The 24,111-nt window shown below is 38.5% G+C and carries 26 protein-coding genes and 1 pseudogene; 12 read left to right on the top strand and 15 right to left on the bottom strand.

Annotation, left to right across the window (positions count from 1 at the left end; translation table 11 throughout):
- Positions 1 to 40 precede the first annotated feature (40 nt).
- From DSM03_RS04585 to DSM03_RS04570, 4 genes are all read left to right on the top strand, one after another.
- A complete protein-coding gene (locus tag DSM03_RS04585) occupies positions 41 to 817 on the top strand; it encodes a DUF3050 domain-containing protein (protein ID WP_128759817.1) in 777 nt (258 codons plus the stop codon).
- Positions 818 to 902: 85 nt separating this feature from the next.
- The gene (locus DSM03_RS04580; protein ID WP_128759816.1) at positions 903 to 1,799 is read left to right on the top strand and encodes a metallophosphoesterase; all 897 of its coding nucleotides are present in this window, start codon (positions 903 to 905) and stop codon (positions 1,797 to 1,799) included.
- Positions 1,800 to 1,808: 9 nt separating this feature from the next.
- Entirely contained in the window at positions 1,809 to 2,534 is a 726-nt protein-coding gene (locus DSM03_RS04575) for an SGNH/GDSL hydrolase family protein (RefSeq protein ID WP_128759815.1), read from the top strand.
- Between the two features lie 9 nt (positions 2,535 to 2,543).
- Positions 2,544 to 3,338, top strand: coding sequence for a GDSL-type esterase/lipase family protein (locus tag DSM03_RS04570; RefSeq protein WP_128759814.1), 795 nt, complete (start codon positions 2,544 to 2,546; stop codon positions 3,336 to 3,338).
- Between the two features lie 46 nt (positions 3,339 to 3,384).
- Here DSM03_RS04570 and DSM03_RS04565 read toward each other — a convergent pair whose 3' ends face one another.
- The 7 genes from DSM03_RS04565 to trmB form a co-directional block, all read right to left on the bottom strand.
- The gene (locus DSM03_RS04565; RefSeq protein ID WP_128759813.1) at positions 3,385 to 3,705 is read right to left on the bottom strand and encodes a 2Fe-2S iron-sulfur cluster-binding protein; all 321 of its coding nucleotides are present in this window, start codon (positions 3,703 to 3,705) and stop codon (positions 3,385 to 3,387) included.
- A gap of 82 nt (positions 3,706 to 3,787) precedes the next feature.
- Positions 3,788 to 4,699: a hydroxypyruvate isomerase family protein gene (locus DSM03_RS04560; RefSeq protein ID WP_128759812.1), complete on the bottom strand. Its 912-nt coding sequence runs from the start codon at positions 4,697 to 4,699 to the stop codon at positions 3,788 to 3,790.
- A gap of 217 nt (positions 4,700 to 4,916) precedes the next feature.
- Positions 4,917 to 5,162, bottom strand: a complete 246-nt coding sequence (locus DSM03_RS04555) for a NifU family protein (protein ID WP_128759811.1) — start codon at positions 5,160 to 5,162, stop codon at positions 4,917 to 4,919.
- A 3-nt stretch (positions 5,163 to 5,165) separates the two neighbouring features.
- Entirely contained in the window at positions 5,166 to 6,302 is a 1,137-nt protein-coding gene (locus DSM03_RS04550; protein ID WP_128759810.1) for an Mrp/NBP35 family ATP-binding protein, read from the bottom strand.
- Between the two features lie 135 nt (positions 6,303 to 6,437).
- Positions 6,438 to 6,797 carry an MGMT family protein gene (locus tag DSM03_RS04545; RefSeq protein ID WP_128759809.1) on the bottom strand — a complete coding sequence of 120 codons (360 nt, stop codon included), beginning with the start codon at positions 6,795 to 6,797 and terminating at the stop codon, positions 6,438 to 6,440.
- Entirely contained in the window at positions 6,784 to 7,416 is a 633-nt protein-coding gene (locus tag DSM03_RS04540) for a LysE family translocator (RefSeq protein WP_128759808.1), read from the bottom strand. The genes DSM03_RS04545 and DSM03_RS04540 overlap by 14 nt, the downstream gene beginning before the upstream one ends.
- Positions 7,417 to 7,422: 6 nt before the next feature.
- On the bottom strand, positions 7,423 to 8,097 hold the full coding sequence (trmB, locus tag DSM03_RS04535) for a tRNA (guanosine(46)-N7)-methyltransferase TrmB (protein WP_128759807.1): 675 nt from the start codon (positions 8,095 to 8,097) through the stop codon (positions 7,423 to 7,425).
- A gap of 316 nt (positions 8,098 to 8,413) precedes the next feature.
- Between trmB and DSM03_RS04530 the strand changes: the two are divergent.
- Positions 8,414 to 9,331: pseudogene (locus DSM03_RS04530) on the top strand (glycosyltransferase); the annotation flags it as partial.
- A gap of 90 nt (positions 9,332 to 9,421) precedes the next feature.
- Here DSM03_RS04530 and DSM03_RS04525 read toward each other — a convergent pair.
- Together DSM03_RS04525 and DSM03_RS04520 are read right to left on the bottom strand one after the other, a co-directional pair.
- The gene (locus tag DSM03_RS04525) at positions 9,422 to 10,507 is read right to left on the bottom strand and encodes a sensor histidine kinase (RefSeq protein ID WP_128759806.1); all 1,086 of its coding nucleotides are present in this window, start codon (positions 10,505 to 10,507) and stop codon (positions 9,422 to 9,424) included.
- A complete protein-coding gene (locus DSM03_RS04520; protein ID WP_073096317.1) occupies positions 10,507 to 11,190 on the bottom strand; it encodes a response regulator transcription factor in 684 nt (227 codons plus the stop codon). Before DSM03_RS04520 ends, DSM03_RS04525 begins: the two co-directional genes overlap by 1 nt.
- A 160-nt stretch (positions 11,191 to 11,350) precedes the next feature.
- Here DSM03_RS04520 and DSM03_RS04515 point away from each other — a divergent pair, with 160 nt between their 5' ends.
- Positions 11,351 to 12,328, top strand: a complete 978-nt coding sequence (locus DSM03_RS04515; RefSeq protein ID WP_128759805.1) for a LuxE/PaaK family acyltransferase — start codon at positions 11,351 to 11,353, stop codon at positions 12,326 to 12,328.
- A 154-nt stretch (positions 12,329 to 12,482) separates the two neighbouring features.
- Here the strand turns inward: DSM03_RS04515 and DSM03_RS04510 are convergent, their stop codons facing one another.
- Positions 12,483 to 12,953, bottom strand: a complete 471-nt coding sequence (locus tag DSM03_RS04510) for an Lrp/AsnC ligand binding domain-containing protein (protein WP_128759804.1) — start codon at positions 12,951 to 12,953, stop codon at positions 12,483 to 12,485.
- A gap of 183 nt (positions 12,954 to 13,136) precedes the next feature.
- Positions 13,137 to 14,501 carry a saccharopine dehydrogenase family protein gene (locus DSM03_RS04505; RefSeq protein ID WP_128759803.1) on the bottom strand — a complete coding sequence of 455 codons (1,365 nt, stop codon included), beginning with the start codon at positions 14,499 to 14,501 and terminating at the stop codon, positions 13,137 to 13,139.
- A gap of 63 nt (positions 14,502 to 14,564) precedes the next feature.
- Between DSM03_RS04505 and DSM03_RS04500 the strand changes: the two genes are divergently transcribed.
- Both DSM03_RS04500 and pckA read left to right on the top strand, forming a co-directional pair.
- Positions 14,565 to 14,951 (top strand): DUF423 domain-containing protein, encoded by a 387-nt coding sequence (locus DSM03_RS04500; RefSeq protein WP_128759802.1) that lies wholly within the window; start codon positions 14,565 to 14,567, stop codon positions 14,949 to 14,951.
- A gap of 71 nt (positions 14,952 to 15,022) precedes the next feature.
- Entirely contained in the window at positions 15,023 to 16,633 is a 1,611-nt protein-coding gene (pckA, locus tag DSM03_RS04495; protein ID WP_128759801.1) for a phosphoenolpyruvate carboxykinase (ATP), read from the top strand.
- 71 nt (positions 16,634 to 16,704) lie between these two features.
- Here the strand turns inward: pckA and DSM03_RS04490 are convergent, their stop codons facing one another.
- Positions 16,705 to 17,451, bottom strand: coding sequence for a uroporphyrinogen-III synthase (locus DSM03_RS04490; RefSeq protein WP_128759800.1), 747 nt, complete (start codon positions 17,449 to 17,451; stop codon positions 16,705 to 16,707).
- 42 nt (positions 17,452 to 17,493) lie between these two features.
- Positions 17,494 to 18,153: a DUF4271 domain-containing protein gene (locus DSM03_RS04485; RefSeq protein WP_128759799.1), complete on the bottom strand. Its 660-nt coding sequence runs from the start codon at positions 18,151 to 18,153 to the stop codon at positions 17,494 to 17,496.
- Between the two features lie 108 nt (positions 18,154 to 18,261).
- On the opposite strand from DSM03_RS04485, the gene DSM03_RS04480 reads away from it, so the two are divergent.
- Genes DSM03_RS04480 through DSM03_RS04470 form a run of 3 tightly spaced genes read left to right on the top strand, consistent with a single transcriptional unit; the run spans position 18,262 to position 20,817 of the window.
- A complete protein-coding gene (locus tag DSM03_RS04480) occupies positions 18,262 to 18,993 on the top strand; it encodes a polyprenol monophosphomannose synthase (protein WP_128759798.1) in 732 nt (243 codons plus the stop codon).
- 1 nt (position 18,994) lies between these two features.
- Positions 18,995 to 20,335 carry a dihydroorotase gene (locus DSM03_RS04475; protein ID WP_128759797.1) on the top strand — a complete coding sequence of 447 codons (1,341 nt, stop codon included), beginning with the start codon at positions 18,995 to 18,997 and terminating at the stop codon, positions 20,333 to 20,335.
- Entirely contained in the window at positions 20,332 to 20,817 is a 486-nt protein-coding gene (locus DSM03_RS04470) for a DUF4296 domain-containing protein (RefSeq protein WP_128759796.1), read from the top strand. Before DSM03_RS04475 ends, DSM03_RS04470 begins: the two co-directional genes overlap by 4 nt.
- Here the strand turns inward: DSM03_RS04470 and DSM03_RS04465 are convergent.
- Positions 20,797 to 21,858 carry an NAD-dependent epimerase/dehydratase family protein gene (locus DSM03_RS04465; protein ID WP_236638706.1) on the bottom strand — a complete coding sequence of 354 codons (1,062 nt, stop codon included), beginning with the start codon at positions 21,856 to 21,858 and terminating at the stop codon, positions 20,797 to 20,799. The two genes, DSM03_RS04470 and DSM03_RS04465, sit on opposite strands and share 21 nt — an antisense overlap.
- Positions 21,859 to 22,000: 142 nt before the next feature.
- On the opposite strand from DSM03_RS04465, the gene tyrS reads away from it, so the two are divergent.
- On the top strand, positions 22,001 to 23,299 hold the full coding sequence (gene tyrS, locus DSM03_RS04460; RefSeq protein WP_128759795.1) for a tyrosine--tRNA ligase: 1,299 nt from the start codon (positions 22,001 to 22,003) through the stop codon (positions 23,297 to 23,299).
- Positions 23,300 to 23,381: 82 nt separating this feature from the next.
- Here the strand turns inward: tyrS and DSM03_RS04455 are convergent, their stop codons facing one another.
- Complete coding sequence (locus DSM03_RS04455; protein ID WP_201740404.1) at positions 23,382 to 24,089, bottom strand: zinc metallopeptidase; 708 nt, start codon at positions 24,087 to 24,089, stop codon at positions 23,382 to 23,384.
- Between the last annotated feature and the right edge of the window lie 22 nt (positions 24,090 to 24,111).

Genomic DNA, 24,111 nt, shown 5'->3' with positions numbered 1-24,111 from the left:
TCAAATTGAATTTTCTAATTTTGCAGAAAATTATTTTTGCATGAGTAAGTACATCTATAAAGCTATCGCTCCATACCAAGATGAGCTTTTAAATCACAGCCTATATAAAAATCTACGCACTCCGGCAGATTTACAAGCATTCATGCAGCATCATGTTTTTGCGGTATGGGACTTTATGTCTTTACTCAAAGCATTACAATTTGACCTCACTAAAGTTTCTACTCCGTGGTATCCTATAGGGAACCCTGAAATTAGATACCTGATTAATGAGATTGTTCTCGCAGAAGAAACAGATATCAATATGGAAGGTAAACGCCAAAGCCATTTTGAAATGTATCTGGACGCGATGAAAAAGTCTGATGCCTCTTTAGAGCAGATCAATACCTTTTTAAATCATATCACACACGGCACCGATATCTTTCTGGTTATTGCAGTAAGCGACATCCCTGAAAGTGTAAAAGAATTTTTACGATTTACTTTTGAGATTATTGCTGAAGGTAAACCGCATAAAATAGCCGCAGCTTTCACTTTTGGCCGTGAAGATCTTATACCGGATATGTTTGGTAAAATCATCACTGAGATACAGAAGAATTTCCCCAAACAAGATTTGACACATTTTAAATATTACTTTGACCGTCACATTGAATTAGATGGAGACGAGCACGGTCCGATGGCGTTACAAATGGTCGATGAACTTTGCGGTACAGACTCCCTCAAATGGGAAGAAGTAAAGCATACTGCTATTGAAGCCTTAAAGCGACGCATTGTACTCTGGAGTGGTATCGAGCAAGAAATCAACGACAAGGTTTCAGCCTAATTTTCAGATTAATTTCAGGGCTGTTTAAGACACGAAGAACGCTTTCGCTTCTGGCGTTATTTGTATCTTTAGCTTAAAAAGCTCTATGTCGTTTATATCTCGTTTTGACCGAGCGTTTAAAAATGCACCGGTAATTCCGTTTTCAGACTCTAGCAAGTTTATCTTGTTTAGCGATTGCCACAGAGGAGATAACAGTAGCGCAGACGACTTTGCCAATAATCGTAACATCTATTATCACGCTTTAAAACACTACTATAAAAATGGGTTTACTTATTGCGAGCTGGGTGACGGTGATGAACTTTGGGAGAATATAAACTTCACGACTATTTTTGAATCGCATCAAAATGTCTATGGTTTGATGCAACTATTTTTTAATGAAAACAGATTGCATCTGTTGTGGGGAAACCATGACATGGTTTACAAGAATAAACTCCATGTTGAGAAAAATCTGTTTAGTTTTTTTGACCGCAAAACAGCCACAGACAAACCGCTTTTTCCCGGGATAACAGTAAACGAAGCTCTTATATTAAAGCATACTGAAACCGGACAGGAATTGTTTCTCTGTCACGGGCATCAGGCAGATTGGATGAATTATATCGCATGGCGTTTTAATCGTTTTATGGTACGCGTATTATGGCGACCGCTACAGGGAGCAGGTATTTTAGATCCTACCAGTCCTGCAAAAAACTATCACGAACTTATTAAGGTAGAGCGGCGTACCAAAAAATGGATCACGCAGCGAGACAATCAATTTACGGTTACCGGGCATACCCATCGCCCCAGATTTCCAGAACCGGGAGATATTGCCTATTTTAATGATGGAAGCTGTGTGCATCCACGCAGCATAACCGGTTTAGAAATCGAAAATGGAGCAATCTCGCTTATAAAATGGCAGATTGCCACTAACGATGAGGGCGTTCTTAAAATCGTGAGGATTTTATTAGAAGGGCCTCAAAAGCTCAGCGATTATCAAACCGAATAAAAAGCTAAAATGAAAAATTACACACTATACATATTAAATGCAGTTACTATTCTCATTCTACTAGGATGTGGCGTCACTGAAGAAACTACCAGTACAATAGAAGAACTTCCTATAGCGGAAGAAAACTCAGATTACAGCTACCTGGCTTTGGGTGACAGTTATACCATAGGGGAAAGCGTTTGCAATACCTGTAGATTTCCCATTCAATTAGAAAATGCCTTAGAGCAATTAACTAATAAAAGTGTGCATACAGATATAATCGCCACAACAGGATGGCGCACAGATAATCTGATAAAAGCTATTGAAGATCAGAATCCTGATAAGACTTATGACTTTGTCACCTTACTTATTGGGGTTAATAACCAATTTCAGAGAACACCTTTTAGTGTGTATGAAAGTGAATTCCCGCAACTTTTAACGACTGCAATAACTCTTGCTCAGGGCAAAAAAGAGCGCGTTATAATTGTTTCTATACCAGATTATGCGTTTACCCCTTATGGTCAGACCACTTCAAATCCGCAGCAGATTTCTGATGAATTGGATAAATACAATGCTCATGCAAAAGAAGTTGCAGAAAAGCGCGGCGTAAAATTTTTAAATATCACAGACATAACCCGCAGGGGAATAGCTGAGCCTAACCTCGTAGCTTCAGATGGATTGCACCCCTCTGAAGATGCTTATGCGGAGTTTGTAGACCGACTGCTTCCTATCGTCAACACCATCATTAAAGATTAAAGCGAGACTATGCCGGGTAAATTTGTTGTTTATATTCTTGCTTTAGGCTTTCTTCTATCCGGGAACATTTTTGCCCAAAATCAAGAGAAAATCAAACTACCTCTGGGCAAGCCCATAATTCATTCGTTTGAAACAAATTTTCAATTTCACGACAAGACCCAGAGTATTAAACCCTTTGACGTTGCAAATAAAATCACTTATCTGGCATTGGGAGATAGTTATACTGCCGGAACTAGTGTTTGCTATAAATGTGCTTTTCCGGTACAACTTGCTTATCTTTTAAATGAAAACAAGTCTCGTGATGTACAACTTACCCGCTATGCTGAAGCCGGCTGGCGTACCGATGATTTGATCAATACATTAAAACTGAAAAATATTTCTTCAGATTTTGATTTTACAACCTTACTCATAGGAAGTAATAATTTGTACCAGCGTAAAGCATTCAGTCAATTTAAAACCGAATTTATACAACTTCTGGAATTTGCCATTAATCACACTAAAAATAATGCTGAAGGTGTGTTTGTAATTTCAATACCAGATTATGCGTATACTCCATTTGGACAAAAAGAAAACAATACCAAACGGATATCAAAGAAAGTAAACGCCTATAATTCTTTTATTGAGGAAGTAGCAAAACAGCGCGAAGTCTTTTTTTTAGATATTACGACAATAGCAAAACGTGGACTTTCAGAACCTACCCTTATTGCCAAAGATGGTTTACATCTTTCTAAAAAAGCAAATACAGAAATTGTAAACAGGATTAAACCTTTTATTGAAAACGTATTGAAAGTAAAAGAGCCTTAAAAACATATACTTTTAAGGCTCGGCTCTTTTATATAGTTTAGTGTTCTTAACTCTCAGGAGCTAACTTCACTTCAAGTCCGTTAAGATCTGGTGTGATGGGTATCTGACATCCCAAACGACTGTTTTCTTCCACATTAAAAGCTTCAGAAAGCATCGCTTCTTCATCGTAGCCCATCTCATTTAGTTTGTGGTCAGAAATCACATAACACTGGCAAGATGCACACATAGCCATACCGCCACAGGTACCTTCTACGGGTAGTTCATACATCTTACAAACTTCCATCAGGTTTAAATTCATATCAGTTGGCGCCTCAAGTGCGTGAGCCACTCCGTCCCGGTCGATCACGGTTATAGTTACATCTTGCATAATAGCTAGTATTAGAGCCCGCTAAATTAAGAAAAATCCTTTTTTTAATACCTTAAAACCTAGTAAAATAGTAGGGTTAAAGCTAAACGTCACAGATTTTAATAGCCTCATCTAAAGCCGCAATTTTATCTTCATAAGTAGGTATGAATTCTTGTGCTACAAAGCCCTCATAACCGGTTGCCAAAATAGCTTTCATAATCGCCGGATAGTTGAGCTCCTGAACATCTGTAATCTCATTTCTACCGGGAACACCACCTGTATGGTAATGCGCAATATATTGATGATAATCGCTTATGGTGCGAATCACATCACCTTCCATAATTTGCATATGATAAATATCGTACAGCAACTTAAAATTTTCAGAACCCAGACGCTCACACAATTTCACACCCCACGGTGTAGTATCACATTGATAGTCGTTATGATCTATTTTACTGTTGAGCAGTTCCATAATGAGCACCACATTTTTTTCTTCGGCATATTTTGCAAGAGGCGCAAGACCTTCTGTACAATTTGCAAGACCTTGTTCTTCTGTCAGATCCCTTTGATTACCAGAAAAGACAATAACGTTCTTTATGCCTTGAGCGCTTGCTTTACCTATAAGACCTTTATATTTCTCTTGTAAATCTTTATGATTTGCAGGGTCGTTAAAACCATCTGTAATGCTTGCAAAAGTATCTGTCGCTACCGCACATTTGAGTCCGTATTTTTCTACGGTTTCCCACTCTTCAGGCGTTAGAAGATCTATTCCTTTCAGCCCTAAATCTGCGGCGCTTTTTGCAAAATCATCTAGCGGAATACTGTTATAGCACCAGTAACACGCAGAATGATTTATATTTCCCTTTAAAGGTTGCTCGGTTTCGGCTATCGGTGTTTCTTCGGTTGCATTATCAGATTCTGTTTTACAGCTTATTGCCGAAAAACCCAGCCCAATACCTGAAGTAGTTAAAGCAATATTGCGAATTGCAGACCTTCGACCTTTAGAATGACTCATAATAGTATTGTATAGAAAATTTGTTAAATATAAGAATTAACTGTAACTCTTACATTTAAAATAATAAAATAAAAAGACCGGTAAAGAATGTTCTCTACCGGCTTATATAGAAAACCACTTCGGGGCAAGCCCGTGAAGTAGTACGGAACAATGCATTTTTAGAACGAGAAAAGTCTCTGATTATTTAAATCTCGATTATCAAGTAAAAAAAAACCTTTTAATTAGGCATCACATTGATTACATGTTCTATCTGTGGAGCGTGTTTTTTAATAGTCATCTCAACACCGCTCTTCAAAGTCATTTGGTTTACACTACAGCCCACGCAAGCACCTTCTAGTTGTACCTTTACCGTAGTACCATCTTCTATACTCAATAAGGCAATATCACCACCGTCGCTTTGTAAAAACGGGCGAATTTCTTCTAATGCTGCTTCGACCTTACTTTTTAATTCTGTATCTGTCATAACTTATTTTTTAACAGCGGCACAACCTGCCATTGTAGTAATTTTTACAGCTTCTGTAGGAGGCAAACTATCGTTACGCTTCACTAATTCTTCAACACTATTACGGGTCATAGTCTCAAAAGCTTCTGCTAATATAGTATCTTTTTGTAAAGCAGCAGGGTGTCCTACATCACCACCTTCGCGAATGCTTTGCACTAACGGAATCTGAGCCAATAAACGTACCCCTAAATCTTCAGCTAAATTACTAGCACCTTCTTTACCGAAAATATAATATTTATTCTCTGGTAATTCTTCTGGAGTAAACCATGCCATATTTTCTACAATACCTAATACTGGCACGTTTATACTGTCTTGCTGAAACATCGCAACACCTTTTTTAGCATCTGCTAAAGCAACATTTTGCGGTGTACTCACGACAACTGCCCCTGTTAATGGCATGGCCTGCACAATACTCAAGTGAATATCCCCTGTTCCCGGAGGCAGGTCAACCAAAAGAAAATCTAATTCTCCCCAGGCTGCATCAAAAATCATTTGATTCAATGCCTTTGAAGCCATAGGCCCACGCCACACAACTGCCTGATCTGGTTTTGTAAAAAACCCAATTGACAAAATCTTAACCCCATAACTTTCTACAGGTTTCATCTTTTGTTTACCATCAACTTTTACAGAAAGTGGTTTTTCATCTTGCACATCAAACATAATGGGAATAGATGGCCCATAAATATCAGCATCAAGAATACCCACTTTAAAACCCATCTTTTGCAGGCTCACGGCAAGATTTGCAGTTATTGTAGATTTACCTACGCCTCCTTTACCAGAAGCTACTGCAATAATATTTTGAATTCCCGGAATGGGCTTTCCTTTAATTTCGTTTTTAGGCGCTTTTTCGGGAGCATCAACCCTAACATTTACCTTAACCTGAGCTTTCATATGAACTTCAGCATGAATAGCCTTCATAATCTCAACTTCAGCTTTTTTCTTGGCTTGTAAACTGGGATTTTTAATCGTGATATCTACGATTACTTCATCTCCAAAAGTCACCACATTTGTAACAGCTCCACTGGTTACCATATCTTCACCTTCTCCGGGTACACTTATGGTTTTTAGCGCGTTAAATATTGCTTGTTTCTCTAACTTCACGTTGTCTTACTTGGATTGATTCTAAAGGTGCAAATATAGGCCGAAAACTTCAGAACTCGAAAGAGTTATTGCCTATCTATTGGCAGAAAACTGAATGGTTTCCGGTATACATAATCACCTTAAACTGAGTTTGAGTTATTGGTCGTCTTGCGCGTAGAAACCTATCACAACAACCGGATCCCAAAAGTGTTTTTTAAAATCCTGGATCTGGTCATTTTTTATAATATGACCTTCGTTCTCTAGTAATTGTTGCATAAGATCTGTACCGGGAAAATGATGTTTACCGGTAAGAACTCCGTTTCGGTTTAAAACACGGTGTGCCGGCACATCCTCTTTTTCTGAAGCTCCATTCATAGCATACCCTACCATTCTTGCACTTTTTGCAGCACCCAGACATCTGGCAATAGCACCATAAGAAGTTACTTTTCCATAAGGAATTTGCCTTGCAACATCATAAACTCGTTCAAAAAAATTGAGGGTTTCAGGCTTTGCCATAAAGCATACGAATGAGTGTAAGCACGACTAAGACTATCATCAAAGCTGCCATAAAATAATTAGAATACTTTGCAAAATTGCGGGGCTCGTGCTGAATGCGATTAAAACCTACTACATATAAATACAGTGCCGTGAATGTCCCAGATGCCGCAGCTAGCGTAAATAAAGCCACTTCAATCCAACCGTTATTGCTCACACTAGTCACATTAAATGCTGCACTAAGCGCACAAAAATACGGGATAGGCAACACGTTGATCACCGCCACAAAAACACCTTTTGCAAAACTGCGACGCCCTGAGTGTTTAGGAATTTTAACCTCTTTAACCTTATTTTTTTTAGCAGCAATAAAAAAGTATACTGCCAGTATTCCAAAAATTACAATGCCTGTGCGTAAAAGCGTGTTCCGCACAACTGGATGACTAAAAATATAACGTGCTAGTAAAATAGCAACAAACGCCTGAATTAAAACTACGATTGAAGCTCCAATAGCAACCAGAACTCCGTTACGCATGCCGCGATGCACACAGGTCTTTGCGACCGACATATTAACAAGACCGGGAGGAAGTACGCCCAGAAAAGCCGCAAAATAAGTTATAAAAAAGAGCTTCGTTATTTCCAAAAGTAATTAGTTGATCTTGAATTTGATATAAGTTATCGCTTTACCTTTTTCAAGATACTGTTTTTCATAAAAAGTCTGTATACCTATCACTTCTTCTGGTGCTAAATGATTGATATACACATTGTGATGTGCATACAAAATCTCGTACCCCATTCCTTCAAGAAGTCCCAATGTATAACCATGCATAAACTCACTGTCTGTTTTTAAATGCATCACACCATCTGATTTCAAAATGGTTTTATAACGTGCAAGAAAATCAGGATTGGTCATCCTGTGCTTGGTGCGTTTATACTTGATCTGCGGATCTGGGAATGTGATCCAAATCTCAGAAATCTCATTTTCTGCAAAAGCCTTATCAACCAACTCGATCTGAGTACGCATAAAGCCGGCATTAGTGATATTCTCTTCTAAAGCCGTTTTTGCACCACGCCAAAAACGCGCACCTTTTATGTCTATTCCCAAGAAATTTTTATCGGGATAGCGTTGCGCCAGACCCACGGTATATTCTCCTTTTCCACAACCTAATTCTAAAACAATAGGCTTGTCGTTTTTAAAGAAATCACGATTCCAGTTTCCTTTTAAAGGAAATTCCTGATCAGTCAAATCTTCTCGTTTTGGCTGAATTACGTTGCTAAATGTTTCGTTTTCGCGAAAGCGTCTCAATTTATTTTTACTTCCCAAATCTGATGATCTCTAATCCCGCAAGCGGACGTTAATGCTTTAAAAACTTAAAATCACTGAAGCTTTTACTCTCGTAAAATATGCCTCTGTAAAAATTCGCGTCAAATATACGGGTACTCCTTCACATGCGCTTCTATAATCAAGCTATAAAACACACTAACCTTTTGATAACACAATTAAAAACACACAACATATTGATATTTAAAGCATTACAAGCAACCTATGATTTTTCAAATCGTATACTAAACGGTATTTTTAATAGTTTGATAATCTAGCGGAAACGTTTAATTACCAGCTATGTTACATCTTTGTATTGATGAATAAACCAAAAAACATATTAGTCGCACCGCTTAACTGGGGACTGGGTCATGCTACACGCAGCATACCCATTATCCATGCGCTTTTGGCTGAAGGTTTTCAGGTTATCATAGGTAGTGACGGTCCTGCGTTGCAACTACTTCAAAAAGAGTTTCCGCAGCTTGAGTTTTTAGAATTTTTTTCTTATAAAATAGAATACGCTAAAAACGGAAAACGTTTTAAATGGAAAATGCTTTTGCGCAGTCCTAAAGTGCTTAAGGCGATCCGGCAAGAACGAGAATTACTTAAGAAACTGGTTAAAAACAAAAAAATAGACGGTGTTATTTCTGACAACCGTTTAGGTCTTTACCACAACGATATACCTACCGTTTTTGTGACACACCAATTACAGGTCTTAAGCGGAAGCACCACCCGTTTGACTTCTGCTATGCACCGCAATTATATTAAACGCTTTGACGAGTGCTGGGTTCCTGATTTTTCTGGAAAAACCAATCTAAGCGGAAAACTAGGTCATCCTAAAAAGTTTGAAATCCCAGTAAAATATATTGGAGCTTTGTCCCGCTTAGAGCCTGTTGAGACTGAATCGCATTACGACATCATGGTGTTGTTAAGCGGCCCAGAACCTCAACGTACAGAGCTTGAAGAACTTTTAATGCACGAACTGAAGCATTATAAAGGTCAGGTGCTTTTTGTACGCGGTGTAATTGAAGAACAACAAAGCATTACCCGTAAAGAGCAGGTAAAAATTGTAAACTTTATGGAAACTGAAGATTTACAAAAAGCCATTTGCTCTAGCGACCTTATCATTAGTCGCTCTGGCTACACCACAGTAATGGATCTGTACAAACTGGGTAAAAAAGCCTTTTTTATACCAACACCCGGTCAAACCGAACAAGAATATCTTGCAAAACGTTTGCAAAACAAAGGCATTATACCGTTTAAAGAACAAGAGAATTTCAGCTTAAAAGCACTGAGCAAGGCTAAAGTTTATAGTGGTTTTAAACCCTTACTCAACGAGGGAAGCTTCAACAGCACTGGTTTTGGGGAGCTCTTCGGCCTTTTCAAGAGTGAACGAAAATTCAGATCCCACTCCAAAGTCGCTTTCAATATAAATCTTTTCGTCATGGGCTTCAATAATATGCTTGACGATAGAGAGACCAAGGCCTGACCCTCCTTCTCTGCGTGAACCACTTTTGTCTACGCGATAGAACCGCTCAAATAGTCGTGGAATGTGTTCCTTAGCGATTCCTTCTCCATTATCAGTCACACGCACGATGACTTTATTCTGAATTAGATTTTCAATAGAAATTTCTGTTGTGCCGTCTTGCTTCCCATATTTTATAGAGTTTACAATAAGATTGGTAAGTAACTGCTGAATACGCTCCCGGTCTGCATTTACATAGACCGGCTCATTGTAATCCATATCTGTAGTCAGCGTAATATTCTTTTTAGATGCTTTCATCTCTAACAGCTCGAACGTGTCTTTTACCAGCAAGACCATATCAAAATATTCATACCGTAAATTCAAATCCCCCACCTCTAGTTTAGAAATCATATCCAGATCACTCACAAGATAAACCAAGCGCTCTACTGCTGCTGCTGCTCGTTTCAGGTATTTTTTACGTACGGTTTTATCTTTCATCGCCCCGTCAAGAAGCGTTAGAATATATCCCTGCGTAGTGAATAAAGGTGTTTTAAGTTCATGTGCCACATTACCCATAAACTCTTTTCTATACTCTTCGCGTATCTTAAGCGATTCGATCTCTAATTTCTTACTGGCTGCAAAACGCTCAACTTCTTTAGTGAGCGTATTCATATCTGTAGTCACTTGCCCGCGCCTTAAGGTCGTAACATCAAGAAGCGATACATCATCATAAATTTTCTTCACACGTTTGTAGATAAAACGCTCAACCCGCACCTGTATCAGCACAAAAGAAAACGCAAAGCACACTACAAAGAACAGCAGCGTAAACGACCAGTCAAAGGTATTTTTAAGATAGAAAAAAACGCTCACAAAGAGCGTTAGTGCAACAGTGATCATCGAAGATGAAAACACCGCAAAGCGATATGATTTTTTAAACTTGGCTGCCATTAAACCACAAATTTATACCCCACACCTTTAATGGTTTTAAACTTTTTATCTCCTATTTTTTCGCGTAGTTTTCTAATGTGTACGTCTATGGTTCTTCCGCCTACAACAACCTCGTTACCCCAAACTTTATCTAAAATATCTTCTCGTTTAAAGACCTTTCCCGGCTTTGAAGCAAGAAGCGAAAGCAATTCAAATTCTTTTCTGGGGAGTACCATTTCTTTTTTATCCTTAATGATTTTATACTCCTCACGGTTGATTACTAAATCTCCAATCTTTACAGAAGCATCACCTTCCTCCTCTTCTTTAAGACGACGTAAAAGAGCCTTTACTTTACTTACCAGTACCTTAGGTTTTATAGGCTTTGTAATATAATCATCTGCACCAGCATCATAACCGGCAACCTGAGAGTAGTCTTCACCACGGGCCGTTAAAAAAGTGATAATGGTTTCTTCATGCCCCGGTAATTTTCTAATCTGCTCACAAGCCTCAATACCGTCCATTTCAGGCATCATAACATCTAGGATTATAAGATGTGGATTATTTTTTTTTGCGGCCTTAACTCCTTCTTTACCATTAGAAGCCGTAATCACCTGATAGCCTTCATTACTAAGGTTATACCCTACAATTTCCAGAATATCCGGCTCATCATCAACCAGCAAAATTTTAATCTCTTTTTTCTTCATAAGGCTAAAAATTTAATGTAATCGTAAAGATACTGTTTAAATCTTGGCACAATAATACCAAAAGCATTAGTAACATTTAGATAAAGTATACTTGCTTTAAAATTAATAAATGTTCTGCTGCTTTTTCATTTTAAATACCTTTGCAACTCTAAAACTAGCTATGCTCCCAGAATTTATTTTTAAAATTTCTAATACTTCAGAATTTGAATCCTGCGCACTTGCATCTTTTCAGTTTCAGTGGGAACACAATGCGGTCTACCGTAAATTCTGTGATCTTTTAGCTGTTATTCCTTCAGCAATCAATCAGGTTGAAAAAATACCTTTTCTTCCTATTCAGTTTTTTAAGGAGTTTAACGTTTTAGCTTCAACAGATGCTATTCAAACTACATTTACAAGCAGTGGCACCACCGGAAGCGTCACTAGTAAACACCACGTCACAGACCTGAGTTTGTATGAATATAGCTTTCGCGAAAGCTTTAATTTACATTACGGTAACATCGAAGAATATACAGTACTTGCGCTCTTACCTTCTTATCTCGAGCGCAATGGATCTTCTTTAATTTATATGGTAGACTGTCTGATCAAAGACAGTAAAAAGCCTGAAAGTGGCTTTTACTTAAACGATTATAACGGCTTGAGCAAAACGCTAAAACGCCTGGATGCAGGAGGAGAAAAAGTTTTATTAATTGGTGTTTCTTTTGCATTACTTGATCTGGTAGAGCAGTTTAATTTTGAGCTTCAAAACACTATTGTAATGGAAACCGGCGGCATGAAAGGTCGTCGTAAAGAACTCATTCGCGAAGAGCTGCATCAAATTCTTAAAAAAGGTTTTGGCGTAGCCGAAATTCACAGCGAATATGGCATGACCGAATTACTTTCTCAGGGATATTCTAACGGCAAAGGTATTTTCACGTTACCGCCTTGGGTGCAAGTATTTATGCGAGATACCGAAGATGCCTTACAATTGGTTGAACCGGGGAAAACTGGTGGAATCAACGTCATCGATCTTGCCAATCACTACTCATGTCCGTTTATCGCCACTCAAGATTTAGGTAAGAAAATAGATGACAAACACTTTGAAATTCTGGGCAGATTTGACACCTCAGATATACGCGGTTGCAATCTTATGGTTTTGTAATTTTTTTTTAAATTACTGTAAGTTATTTGCATTATAATCGACTTAATAACTGTTCATAATTGGTTGGTTAGTTAAGTTGGAAAACCCGGTTACTTGATATTCAAAAGTACCGGGTTTTTTATTGGTTCAATCAAAACCATTTTTGGTTTTCAACCTAAATCTGAATCTGCCTTTCTATTTGTTGATTTAAGGAAATAAAAGTTTCTGTTCGCGAAACACCGTCAATAGCCTGTACTTTTTTGTTGAGTAAGTGCATCAGGTGCTCGTTATTTTTACAGAGTATTTTAATGAAAATTGACCAGTTTCCGGTGGTATAATGACACTCTAAAACCTCAGGGATTTCTTCAAGTTGTTTAACCGCTTTAGGATTGCTCATTGCCCGGTCGAGATAAATCCCTATAAAAGCCATGGTATTATATCCTAAAACTTTAGGATCTACTGTAAATTTTGAACCGGTAATTAAACCTGATTTTTCCAATTTGCGCAGGCGCTGGTGAATAGCAGCACCCGAGATCCCTACTTGTCTGGCAATCTCTAAAATGGGTTTCCGTGCATCATCCATCAACTGACGTAAAATGATTTTATCTATTCCGTCTATTGCTATTTGTTCGTTTACGATTTTCATAACCTATAATTTGTCACCTAAATGTAGCAATAAACTTACTTCACACAAGCTCTAACTGAATAAAAGTTATAATCGTAAACTATTCTCCGGTAAATCCGCAATTTATTATCAGGAAAAAGCTTTTGACTTTGCTTTGCGTTTTGAAGTATTTTAATCTTGATTACCGAGTAAACTAAATTAAGTTTATTCGTGATGTGGGTTATAGCCCAAATAAGGTACTTCGTATTCTTTAAAAATAATTCCGTGAGTTTCTAACTCATCAAGAATAGGGTTGTAAACCTCTTTTGAGACTGGCAATTGCACTCCCGGATTGGTAATAACACCGTTTAAAATCTTTAAAGCTGCTATACCCACCGGTAAACCCACCGTTTTTGCCATTGCGGTATAGGTTTGATTCTCGCCCACACTTACCATAGTTGAATCTATTTGTTTTTGCTCGCCATTGAGTTCATAACCAAACTTATGATACATAACGATCATATCTTTATCATTGTGATCAAGCGTCCATTTATCTTCAAGAATGCGTTGCAGGCATTGAGCAGGAGTTGCTTGCCGAAGCTCAATTTTTTTAGTTTTATCAAATAAATTCAATTCTAAGAGTTTATCCCACAGCAAATCATCCTGATCAATCTTGAGCATATGGCGTAATTTTAACTGTACAGAATCTGTAGGAGAATATGGCAAAAATAAGTTTGTAAACTCGCGGTAGCTCATCGTTTCTGTATCCTGCAAAACATAACTATCATCTGTCATCCCGAGTTGTACAAAAAGATTCCATGCTCGTGAAAAACCTACTCTACGCATGGTCCCTCTATATAACGTAAGCACATCTTCAAGACCGTAGATGCTTCGGTATTTTAATGAATTACGGTTTGCATACGCCTCAAATCGCCCGTAACCTTCCACATCAAGAAATTCTGTTCTTCTGAAAAGTCTTTGATAAGGAATGTATTTGTAGGTTCCTTCCTGAATAAACTCTGCTGCACCACCTTGCCCGGCTAAAACCACATTTCTAGGGTTCCAGGTAAATTTATAATTCCAGAGATTATCATCACTTTCAGGAGCAACTAATCCGCCACAAAACGATTCAAACAAAAGTAGTTTACCTCCCTGGTCTCTAATGCGGTCAATCACCCGCATTGCGCTCATATGATCAATACCGGGATCCAGACCTATTTCGTTCATAAAAATAAGTCCGTTTGCGGTTACCTCTTTATTTAAGGCTTCCATCTCCTCGCTGATATAAGAAGCCGTTACCATATTTTTTTTGAAGCGTAAACAATCTCGTGCTATTTCGATATGCAACTGTGCGGGCAACATACTAATTACAATAGCAGCATTTTTAATTAGTTGTTGTCTCGCCTCAGCATCTGCTATAGCTAATTGAACAGCTTTTATACACGCCCAATCTTTTGCCAGTCTAGTTGCATTAATGAACTCCTTATCAGCAACAATTAAACGTAAGTCTTCGGTGATAGCATTTTCGGCTAAATATTTTATAAGCTGTGCAGTAGATTTTCCTGCTCCTATAATTAAGACATTTCGCATAATAAAATGGTATTTTTACTCCAGTTGAATTTAATCATTTGATCGCGCATTAAAACACGTATTATGAAAAGAATGCTTCTCATCACCGGTTCGCTTTTAGGTTTAACAGCAGTCATTCTGGGAGCTTTTGGAGCCCACGGGCTGAAGGAGAGTTTAACTCCCGAAGCTGTAAATTCATTTGAAACCGGTGTGCGTTACCAAATGTACCATGCATTCTTACTGCTATTAACCGGTACTGCTTTACCCTTAACTGAAAAAGCCCAAAAAAGCACATTTTATCTGATTCTTTTAGGCGTGCTTTTATTCAGCGGTTCTATTTATTTACTCACCACAAAACCTCTTACGGGAATTGATATTTCGGCAATTGCCTGGATTACTCCAATAGGCGGTGCTTTACTGATTTCAGCCTGGATTCTAATTACATATAATTTTATTAAATATGTAAAATAATCAATTGTTTTGTACTTATTGATAAAATTAAAGCATTAATTTTATCGCGTATTTACTAAAAATTCAATTTTATGGCTTCAACTGCCTTATTTACGAAAACGATTTCGTTATCAAAATACGGAATCAAAAATGCAACAGTTCAGTATCAATTAGACCCTCAAGAGCTGCACCAGATCTGTGTAGAAAATGGCCAGGGTAAAACAACAGCTTCTGGAGCTCTCGCAATAAATACCGGGAAATTTACCGGACGGTCTCCTAAAGATCGATTTATTGTTATTGACGAGCTTACACGCGATGAAGTATGGTGGGGAGATATCAATATCCCGTTTGATAAACTCAAATTTAATCGCCTGCGCGAAAAAATACAGACCTATCTTTCTGACAAAAAACTTTTTGTAAGAGACGCCTTTGCCTGTGCCGATCCCCGATATCGTCTGGGAATACGCGTGATCAACGAGCACGCATGGTCAAATTTATTTGCTCATAATATGTTTTTGCGACCTAGTAAAGAAGATTTAGAGAACTTTAAGGAAGACTGGCTCATTCTCAATGCACCTGGATTTAAGGCTAATCCTGAAATTGACGGTACGCGACAAGAAAATTTTGCGATCATCAGTTTTGAAGAAAAAACAATTTTAATAGGCGGCACGGGATACACAGGCGAGATCAAGAAAGGAATTTTTTCGGTATTGAACTTTCTACTTCCCACCCAGAAGAGTACGCTACCTATGCACTGTTCTGCTAACGTAGGAGAAAATGGAGAAACAGCTATTTTCTTTGGACTTTCTGGTACAGGTAAAACAACCTTGAGTGCAGATCCCTCCCGAAAACTCATAGGTGATGATGAGCATGGATGGACACCAGACAATACAATATTCAATTTTGAAGGAGGTTGTTATGCCAAGGTTATCAATCTTTCTGAAGAACAGGAACCGGATATTTTTGGGGCGATTCAAAAAGGCGCATTGCTAGAAAATGTTAGTGTAGCCGAAAATCAAGAAGTAGATTATACAAACACATCTATTACCCAAAATACCCGCGTAAGCTATCCGATACATCATATTAATAATATTCAGATTCCTTCAACAGGTAAAAAGCCTACAAACATTTTCTTTTTAACAGCAGATGCTTTTGGGGTTTTGCCTCCTATCTCAAAACTCACTCCGGGACAAGCTGCTTATCATTTTATTAGTGGTTACACAGCAAAAATTGCAGGTACCGAAGCAGGTATTACCGAACCTATACCTTCTTTTTCGGCTTGCTTTGGAGCGCCATTTATGCCATTACATCCTACACGCTATGCTGAAATGCTTATTGCTAAAATGCAAGAAACCGGCGTTAATGTATGGCTCATCAATACTGGGTGGACGGGTGGCCCTTATGGAATAGGAAAACGAATGGCTCTAAAATATACCCGGGCGATGATTAATGCAGCACTCGATAATAAGTTAGGAGAAATCAACCACGAAGACTATCATATTCACTCTGTTTTTGGAGTTGCCCAACCGCGCACCTGTCCTGGTGTTCCTGATAGCGTGTTGAGCCCTCGACAAACCTGGAACAACGATGAAGGTTATTATAAAACGGCTCACAAACTGGCTACAGCTTTTAAAGCAAATTTTAAAAAATATGAAGCATATGCAAGTGAAGCAATACTGAATGGGCAACCACCTTTAGGTTAAATAGAACGAAAAGCGCTAAACAAGAAAAGGCTCCTCAATGGAGCCTTTTTTCTTTAATACGATGTCTAAGGTTATTTCTTATTTACATCATCAATATACTTTTCCAGAGCCATCGTCATCGATGGTGTCTCTGGTGTAGGCGCCATAATGTTAACTTTAAGTCCGGCTTCTTCTACTGCTCTTACCGTTGAATTTCCAAACACAGCAATACGCGTATCGTTTTGTTTAAAATCTGGAAAGTTCTCAAACAGAGATTTGATTCCGCTGGGGCTAAAGAAAACTAAAATATCATACGTCACATCTTTTAAATGTGACAAGTCACTTACTACAGTACGGTAAAATATACCTCGATCCCAAGAAAGTTTTAGGTCGTTTAGTACGTTAGGTACTTCAGGCTTTAAAGAATCTGAAGAAGGCAATAAGAATTTCTCACTTTTGTACTTTTTCAGAATGGGTGACATTTCTGTAAACGTACGTTTACCCACATAAATCTTACGCTTTCGGTATACCACATATTTTTGCAGATAATAGGCTACTGCCTCACTCTGACAAAAATACTTTAAACTGTCTGGCACTTTAAAACGCATTTCTTCCGCTATGCGGAAAAAATTATCAACTGCATTTCGACTGGTTAAAATAATAGCCGTGTATTTGCTTAAGTCGATTTTTTGATGTCTAACCTCTTTGCCAGGTACACCTTCTACGTGTATAAACGGGATAAAGTCAACTTTTACTTTCTTCTTTTCCTGTAATTCAAAATAGGGAGAATTCTCAACTTTTGGTTCTGGTTGCGAAACCAAAATAGTCTTCACTTTCATAGACATTCTAAATTTGTGTTTAACTCACACCACTTTAACTACCTATATAAAACTAAACACCTTATATAAAATGAAGTAGGGCGCGATTTCAAGAGCGCAAAGGTACAAAATAAAATAAAACAGATTATTGTAAATCAACTTTTCATACCTTCTATAGGTGTTGAAAAGACTAATTATATTAAAAATCACAAATATTCCCACCACAATCTGGATCACAAGCATATTAGGGTGTACTGCATAAACAAATATTGCATTTACCGGTAACAGGATCAATGCAAAATAACTGCGGTAACTTAGTTTTGACAATTGGTAGGCATTGAGCTGTTGCTCCCCATTAAATAAAACACCCAGCATACGCTCTATAAAAAACTTTAAAGAGACAAAAACAACATATGCCAGCACAATACGCAGATACAATAAAAAAGAGGTGACATCTGAGTTAACATCAAATTGTATAAAAGCGAGGTAGATAAAGAGAGAAATAGAAAGAAACTGCGAAGTAAAAAGAATCAGATTAAAAGGATTCTCAAATTGAATATCTTTACCGGCCTTAAGCAGGTATTTTTCATTTATAAGTAACTCTGCAAAATCTATAAAACGAGACTCGTAAGCGACTTTTGCGATAGTAATAAGTATTAAACATGCCACAAACACCAGAGTAATCCAGTCATTACTTGTAACACTTCGTTCTAAGGCTTGCAAATTCTAACTTTTTTGAGAGGTTAAAATTACTATAATTACAAGAGTTTAGAGAAAAGTGCCCAACAATTAACGCCCAAAATAATTACATTTGCGATTAAATCACTTACGATGGCTAGTTCGCTCGTCATAATCCCCACCTATAACGAAGCAGAGAATATTGAAAAGCTGGTGCGCAACATTTTTGCGCAACAACGCGCATTTGATGTTCTGGTCGTAGATGATAATTCTCCAGACAAAACGGCTGCTTTGGTAAAAAGCCTGCAGCAAGAATTTATAGGACAGCTACACCTGCTGGAGCGTCCCGGTAAAAATGGTCTGGGCACCGCCTATATTGCAGGTTTTAAATGGGCTTTAAAGCGAGATTACGCTTATATTTTTGAGATGGATGCAGATTTTTCCCACGCCCCTAATGATTTGATACGCCTTTACAATGCCTGTTCAAAAGGAGGAGCAGATCTGGCAATAGGCTCAAGATATAAGACCGGAGTTAATGTGGTAAACTGGCCAATGGGTCGTGTCCTAATGTCATATATAGCGTCAAAATATGTTAGATTTATAACTGGCTTAGATATTGCAGATACCACCGCAGGTTTTATTTGCTATAAACGCGAGGTTTTGGAGCAGATCACACTCAACAAGATAAAATTTGTAGGGTATGCGTTTCAGATAGAGATGAAGTTTAAAGCTCATTTATTAGGCTTTAACATCATCGAAGTGCCCGTGATCTTTGTAGATCGTACAAAGGGAACCAGTAAAATGAGCACCGGTATATTCAGCGAAGCTGTTTTTGGCGTTCTAGGAATGAAAATTAAAAGTCTTTTTAAAAGTTACGAAATTTAAGATGGAAAAGGTACTTATCAAAGATGCACATATTGTAAACGAAGGCACCATCATGCGTGGTGATGTTTATATCGAAAATGGAATTATACAAGAGATAAGTCAAAATCTCAGCGTTAAAGGACCTGATGTGCATGTATTTGATGCGGAAGGGAAACACCTTTTACCGGGCGTGATTGATGATCAGGTTCATTTTAGAGAACCGGGACTTACCCATAAAGCAACCATAGAATCAGAATCACGTGCTGCTGTGGCCGGAGGTATTACTTCTTTTATAGAAATGCCTAACACCATCCCACAGACCACTACAATCGAAAAACTTGAGGAGAAATTCAGCAGAGCTGCTGAGACCTCTTATGCGAATTACTCCTTTATGTTTGGCGGCACAAACGATAATCTTGAGGAGATTAAAAAAGTTGATAAAACTAAAGTAGCGGGGCTCAAATTATTTTTAGGTAGTTCTACAGGAAATATGCTTGTAGATGATGAGGCTGTTTTGCGTGAGATTTTTAAAAGTACAGACCTTCTTATTTCGGTGCATTGCGAGGATGAAGAGACCATTCGCAAAAACCTTGAAATTTACAAAGAGCGCTACGGTGATGATATCCCTATTAACATGCACCCTATAATTCGTAGTGACGAAGCTTGCTATTTATCTTCTTCACGCGCAATCGCATTAGCTAAAGAAACTGGTGCTCGCTTGCATGTTTTTCACCTTTCAACAGCTAAAGAAATGGAGCTTTTTGATAAAAAGACTCCGTTAAAAGATAAAAAGATCACAGCAGAAGTTTGTATTCACCATTTGTGGTTTTCTGATGCAGATTATGACGAAAAACAAACGCTCATAAAATGGAATCCTGCTGTAAAAACACAAAAAGATCAGGATGCCCTCTGGGAAGCCTTACTGGATGACCGCCTTGATGTGATCGCAACAGACCACGCGCCGCATACTTTAGAAGAAAAACAAAACGTATACACTAAAGCTCCCAGTGGCGGCCCGCTCGTACAACACGCACTACCTGCAATGCTAGAGATGTATCACGAGGGTAGAATAAGCCTGGAGAAGATTGTAGAAAAAATGTGTCACAACCCTGCGATACTTTTTGAAGTGGAAAAGAGAGGTTACATCAAACCCGGATATTATGCAGATCTTGTTTTAGTAGATCTCAATAATCCGTGGACGGTTACTACAGATAATATTTTATACAAATGCAAATGGTCTCCTTTTGAAGGTAGCACTTTTAAATCACGCATTTCACATACGTTTGTAAACGGCCGTTTAGCCTATAAAAACTTTAAAGTATACGATGAGCGTCACGCACAGCGTTTAACCTTTAATAGATGATACAAAGAGTAGTTTTAGCGCTGTTTAGTTTGGTTTTCATTTTGAGTTGTAACGAAGTTAAAACTCCTAAAAAACCTGATGATTTTATCAATAAAGATAAAATGACAGATATCTTGTATGATATCTCATTGATGCGAGCGCTTAAAACGTATAGTGTAAATGATATGCTTGCTTTAGGCCTTCAGCCAGATTCATACATCTATAAGAAATATGATATTGACAGTCTGCAGCTTGCAAAAAGTATTGATTATTATTCAGTGAATTTTAATGAATATACTGCAATTTGGGAAGAAGTAGGTGAGCGGTTAACCGCCCAACGGGATGCGTTGCAGTTCAAACAAAATGAATTAGACAGCATTAGATTACAAGAGAGTAAATCAAAAAGAGACTCTATAGAGCGCGCTGCAAAATTTAAAAAACTAAAAGAAAAATCATCTAATACTCCTGCTAACGACTCTATATTAGCTCCCGTGAGCAGTTAAATGCTTCGCAACACGACTTATTGTAGATTCTATATCACGATATTCAAAACCCAACTCTTTTTTAAGCTTAGAATTATCGTATACACTTTCTGTATATGCTGATCTTGCAGTGCTTTTAGTTAACTTGCGGCGTTTCCCAAAAAGACTCGCGAACCAGTCTAACTTCCAGGCCAGATCTAACTGCCATTTTTTTAATTCCATATTCGGAAGCGCCACACCTAAAGCTTTAGCTATTTGATCTAAAATTATTTTGAATTTCAGATTATGGCCCACCAGAATAAATCGTTTGTTTTTGACCGAAGCTTGCATCAATAGAATCATAGCTCGCACAACATCTTCAACATCTACAAATCCAGTAGAACCGGGAACCGAATACTTCAATCCCTTGTGTACCCTAGTGAAAAGTGCTCCGCTTCCTCCTTTATAAAAACCTTCTCCCAAAATTACTCCCGGATTTACGATTACAGCATCAAGATCTTCCTGAGTACCACGCCAGACTTCCATCTCTGAAGCAAATTTAGAAATGCTGTAAACACTATTTTCTTTTTTAGCTTCCCAATGAGTCTCTTCAGTAACTGCTTTTTGACTGTCTCCTAATGCCGCCACCGAACTCACATAACAAAGTTTTTCAATTTTATGATTAAGACAAAGGTTTACCACATTTGCAGTGCCTTCTACATTGATTTTTTGAAGTGTATCAAAACGTTTTGGATTGAATGACACCAGCGCCGCACAATGATAAACGTATGTAATTCCCGAAAATGCTTCGGTTAAAGCAGCAATATCGGTAACATCTCCTTGTATCCATTCGATCTTAGAAAAATCTGCAGCTGATTCTGACTGCTCATTTTTCCACTTAAAAAGCGATTTGACCGGATCAATTTTTTCTTGGGTTCTGTAAATAGCACGAATATTTCTTTCGCCTTGTGCAAGTAATTCCCACAGCAAATGCGAACCCACTAAACCAGTACCTCCCGTTACTAAAATCATAGCTGCGAAGTTAGTGATATTCTTACTTTCTTGTCGTGGTGGCTTGCGCATTATATTTATATTTGCCAGCTAGTAAATTGTCTTTAGGACAAGTAGAATAGGTATTAAATCAGAACTCGATTTCAGTTTAATAGCTATTGAAATGAAAGTATTTAAATCTCGATATCAAGTAAAGACGCAGAAAACAGCAATTATGATAAGTAATTTTGTAGAAGAGCTAAAATGGCGCGGTATGATTCACGATGTGATGCCGGGCACCGAAGAACACCTGATGGAACAAATGCGTTCGGCATATGTAGGGATCGACCCTACTGCAGACTCGCTTCACATAGGTCACCTTGTAGGAGTTATGATGCTCAAACATTTTCAGGCAAGTGGCCACAGACCTATTGCTCTTGTTGGTGGTGCCACGGGTATGATTGGTGATCCTTCAGGGAAATCTGATGAACGTAATCTGCTTGATGAAGAAACCTTGCGTCACAATCAGGAAGCTATAAAAGAACAACTGTCACGCTTCTTAGATTTTGATTCTGATGAAGAAAATGCAGCCGTCCTGGTTAACAATTACGACTGGATGAAAGATTTTAGCTTTCTCGAGTTTATACGTGATGTGGGTAAACACATCACCGTAAACTATATGATGGCTAAAGATTCGGTTAAAAAACGCTTGTCTGCAGAATCTGCTGAAGGCATGAGTTTTACGGAGTTTACCTACCAGCTTGTTCAGGGTTATGACTTTTTACACCTTTACCGCGAGAAAGATCTGACACTGCAAATGGGCGGAAGCGACCAGTGGGGTAACATCACCACGGGAACTGAATTGGTGCGCAGAATAGGTGGCGGCAAGGCGTATGCTATGACTTGCCCGCTCATAACCAAAGCAGACGGAACCAAATTTGGAAAAACTGCCGGTGGCAATATCTGGTTAGATGCAGAACGCACTTCGCCTTACAAATTCTATCAATATTGGTTGAACACAAGCGATGAAGATGCAGCTAAATACATCAAAATCTTCACCTTTTTAGGAAAAGAAGAAATTGAAAGTCTTATCGCTGAGCATCAGGAAGCGGCACACCAACGTGGTTTGCAAAAACGTCTGGCCGAAGAAGTGACCATAAGCACGCACGGTCTTGAAAATTATGAGAATGCGGTTAAAGCTTCAGAAATTCTCTTCGGAAAGTCTACTGCTGCAAACCTTAAGGCGCTTAATGAAAAGACCTTTTTAGATGTTTTTGAAGGAGTGCCGCAAGCGGAAGTAAGTCGCGGCGAGATTGAAGCCGGACTGGATATTGTAGTCGCATTAGCCGAAAAAACCGGTTTCCTTTCTTCTAACGGAGAAGCACGTCGTGCTATAAAACAAAACTCGATTTCTGTAAATCAGGAAAAAGTAGTAGATGGTCATACGATCACTACCGATGACTTAATAAACAAACGCTTTGTACTTTTACAACGCGGTAAGAAAAATTATTTTGTAATCCGGATACTGGATTAATCTAAAATAATTGCAATAAAAAACCCCATCAACAAAATCCTGTTGATGGGGTTTTTCTTTTTTTATGATGTGCTTTTAAGCACTAGCGTCTTCCGCCAAAAATCTGCAACGCGAAGTACAATAAGGTTGCCAGCGAACCGATCGCAGCCACCACATACGTACGTGCCGCCCACTTAAGCGCGTCTTTTGCGCCGTCGTGTTCCTGACGCGTCAACATATTTGAAGACTCTAACCAGGCCAAAGCACGGTTACTGGCATCATATTCTACCGGAAGCGTAATAAACGCGAAGATCGTACCCATTGCAAAAAGCCCTAAACCGATAAGCGCTACCGTCATCCCAAGGCCAGAGCCAATAATTGACATCAACACCACACCACCTATAATTACAAACATAGACATCCGCGAAGCCACGCTAACTACAGGTACCAATTTAGAACGCATGGTTAACCAACTGTAGGCTTTTGCATGTTGCACGGCGTGGCCACATTCGTGTGCTGCTACCGCAGCCGCAGCGGCATTACGCTGATTGTACACCGGTTCACTCAGGTTTACCGTTTTATTGGCGGGATTGTAATGGTCGGTCAACTGACCCTGTACCGAAATGACTTTTACGTCATTAATCCCGTTATCACTAAGCATCTTGCGGGCAATCTCAGCACCGCTCATCCCATTTTGCAAGTGAATCTGTGAGTATTCTTTAAACTTGCTTTTTAATTTATTACTTACGGCCCAACTTACCAGTGCGATAATACCCACCAGAATGTAGTAACCCATATATCCTCCAAACATAATTTTAAATTTTAGTGTATTA

The organism is Leeuwenhoekiella aestuarii, from assembly GCF_004104055.1.
In the GTDB taxonomy this organism is placed as follows: domain Bacteria; phylum Bacteroidota; class Bacteroidia; order Flavobacteriales; family Flavobacteriaceae; genus Leeuwenhoekiella; species Leeuwenhoekiella aestuarii.
This window is presented reverse-complemented; position numbering and strand designations above follow the sequence as displayed.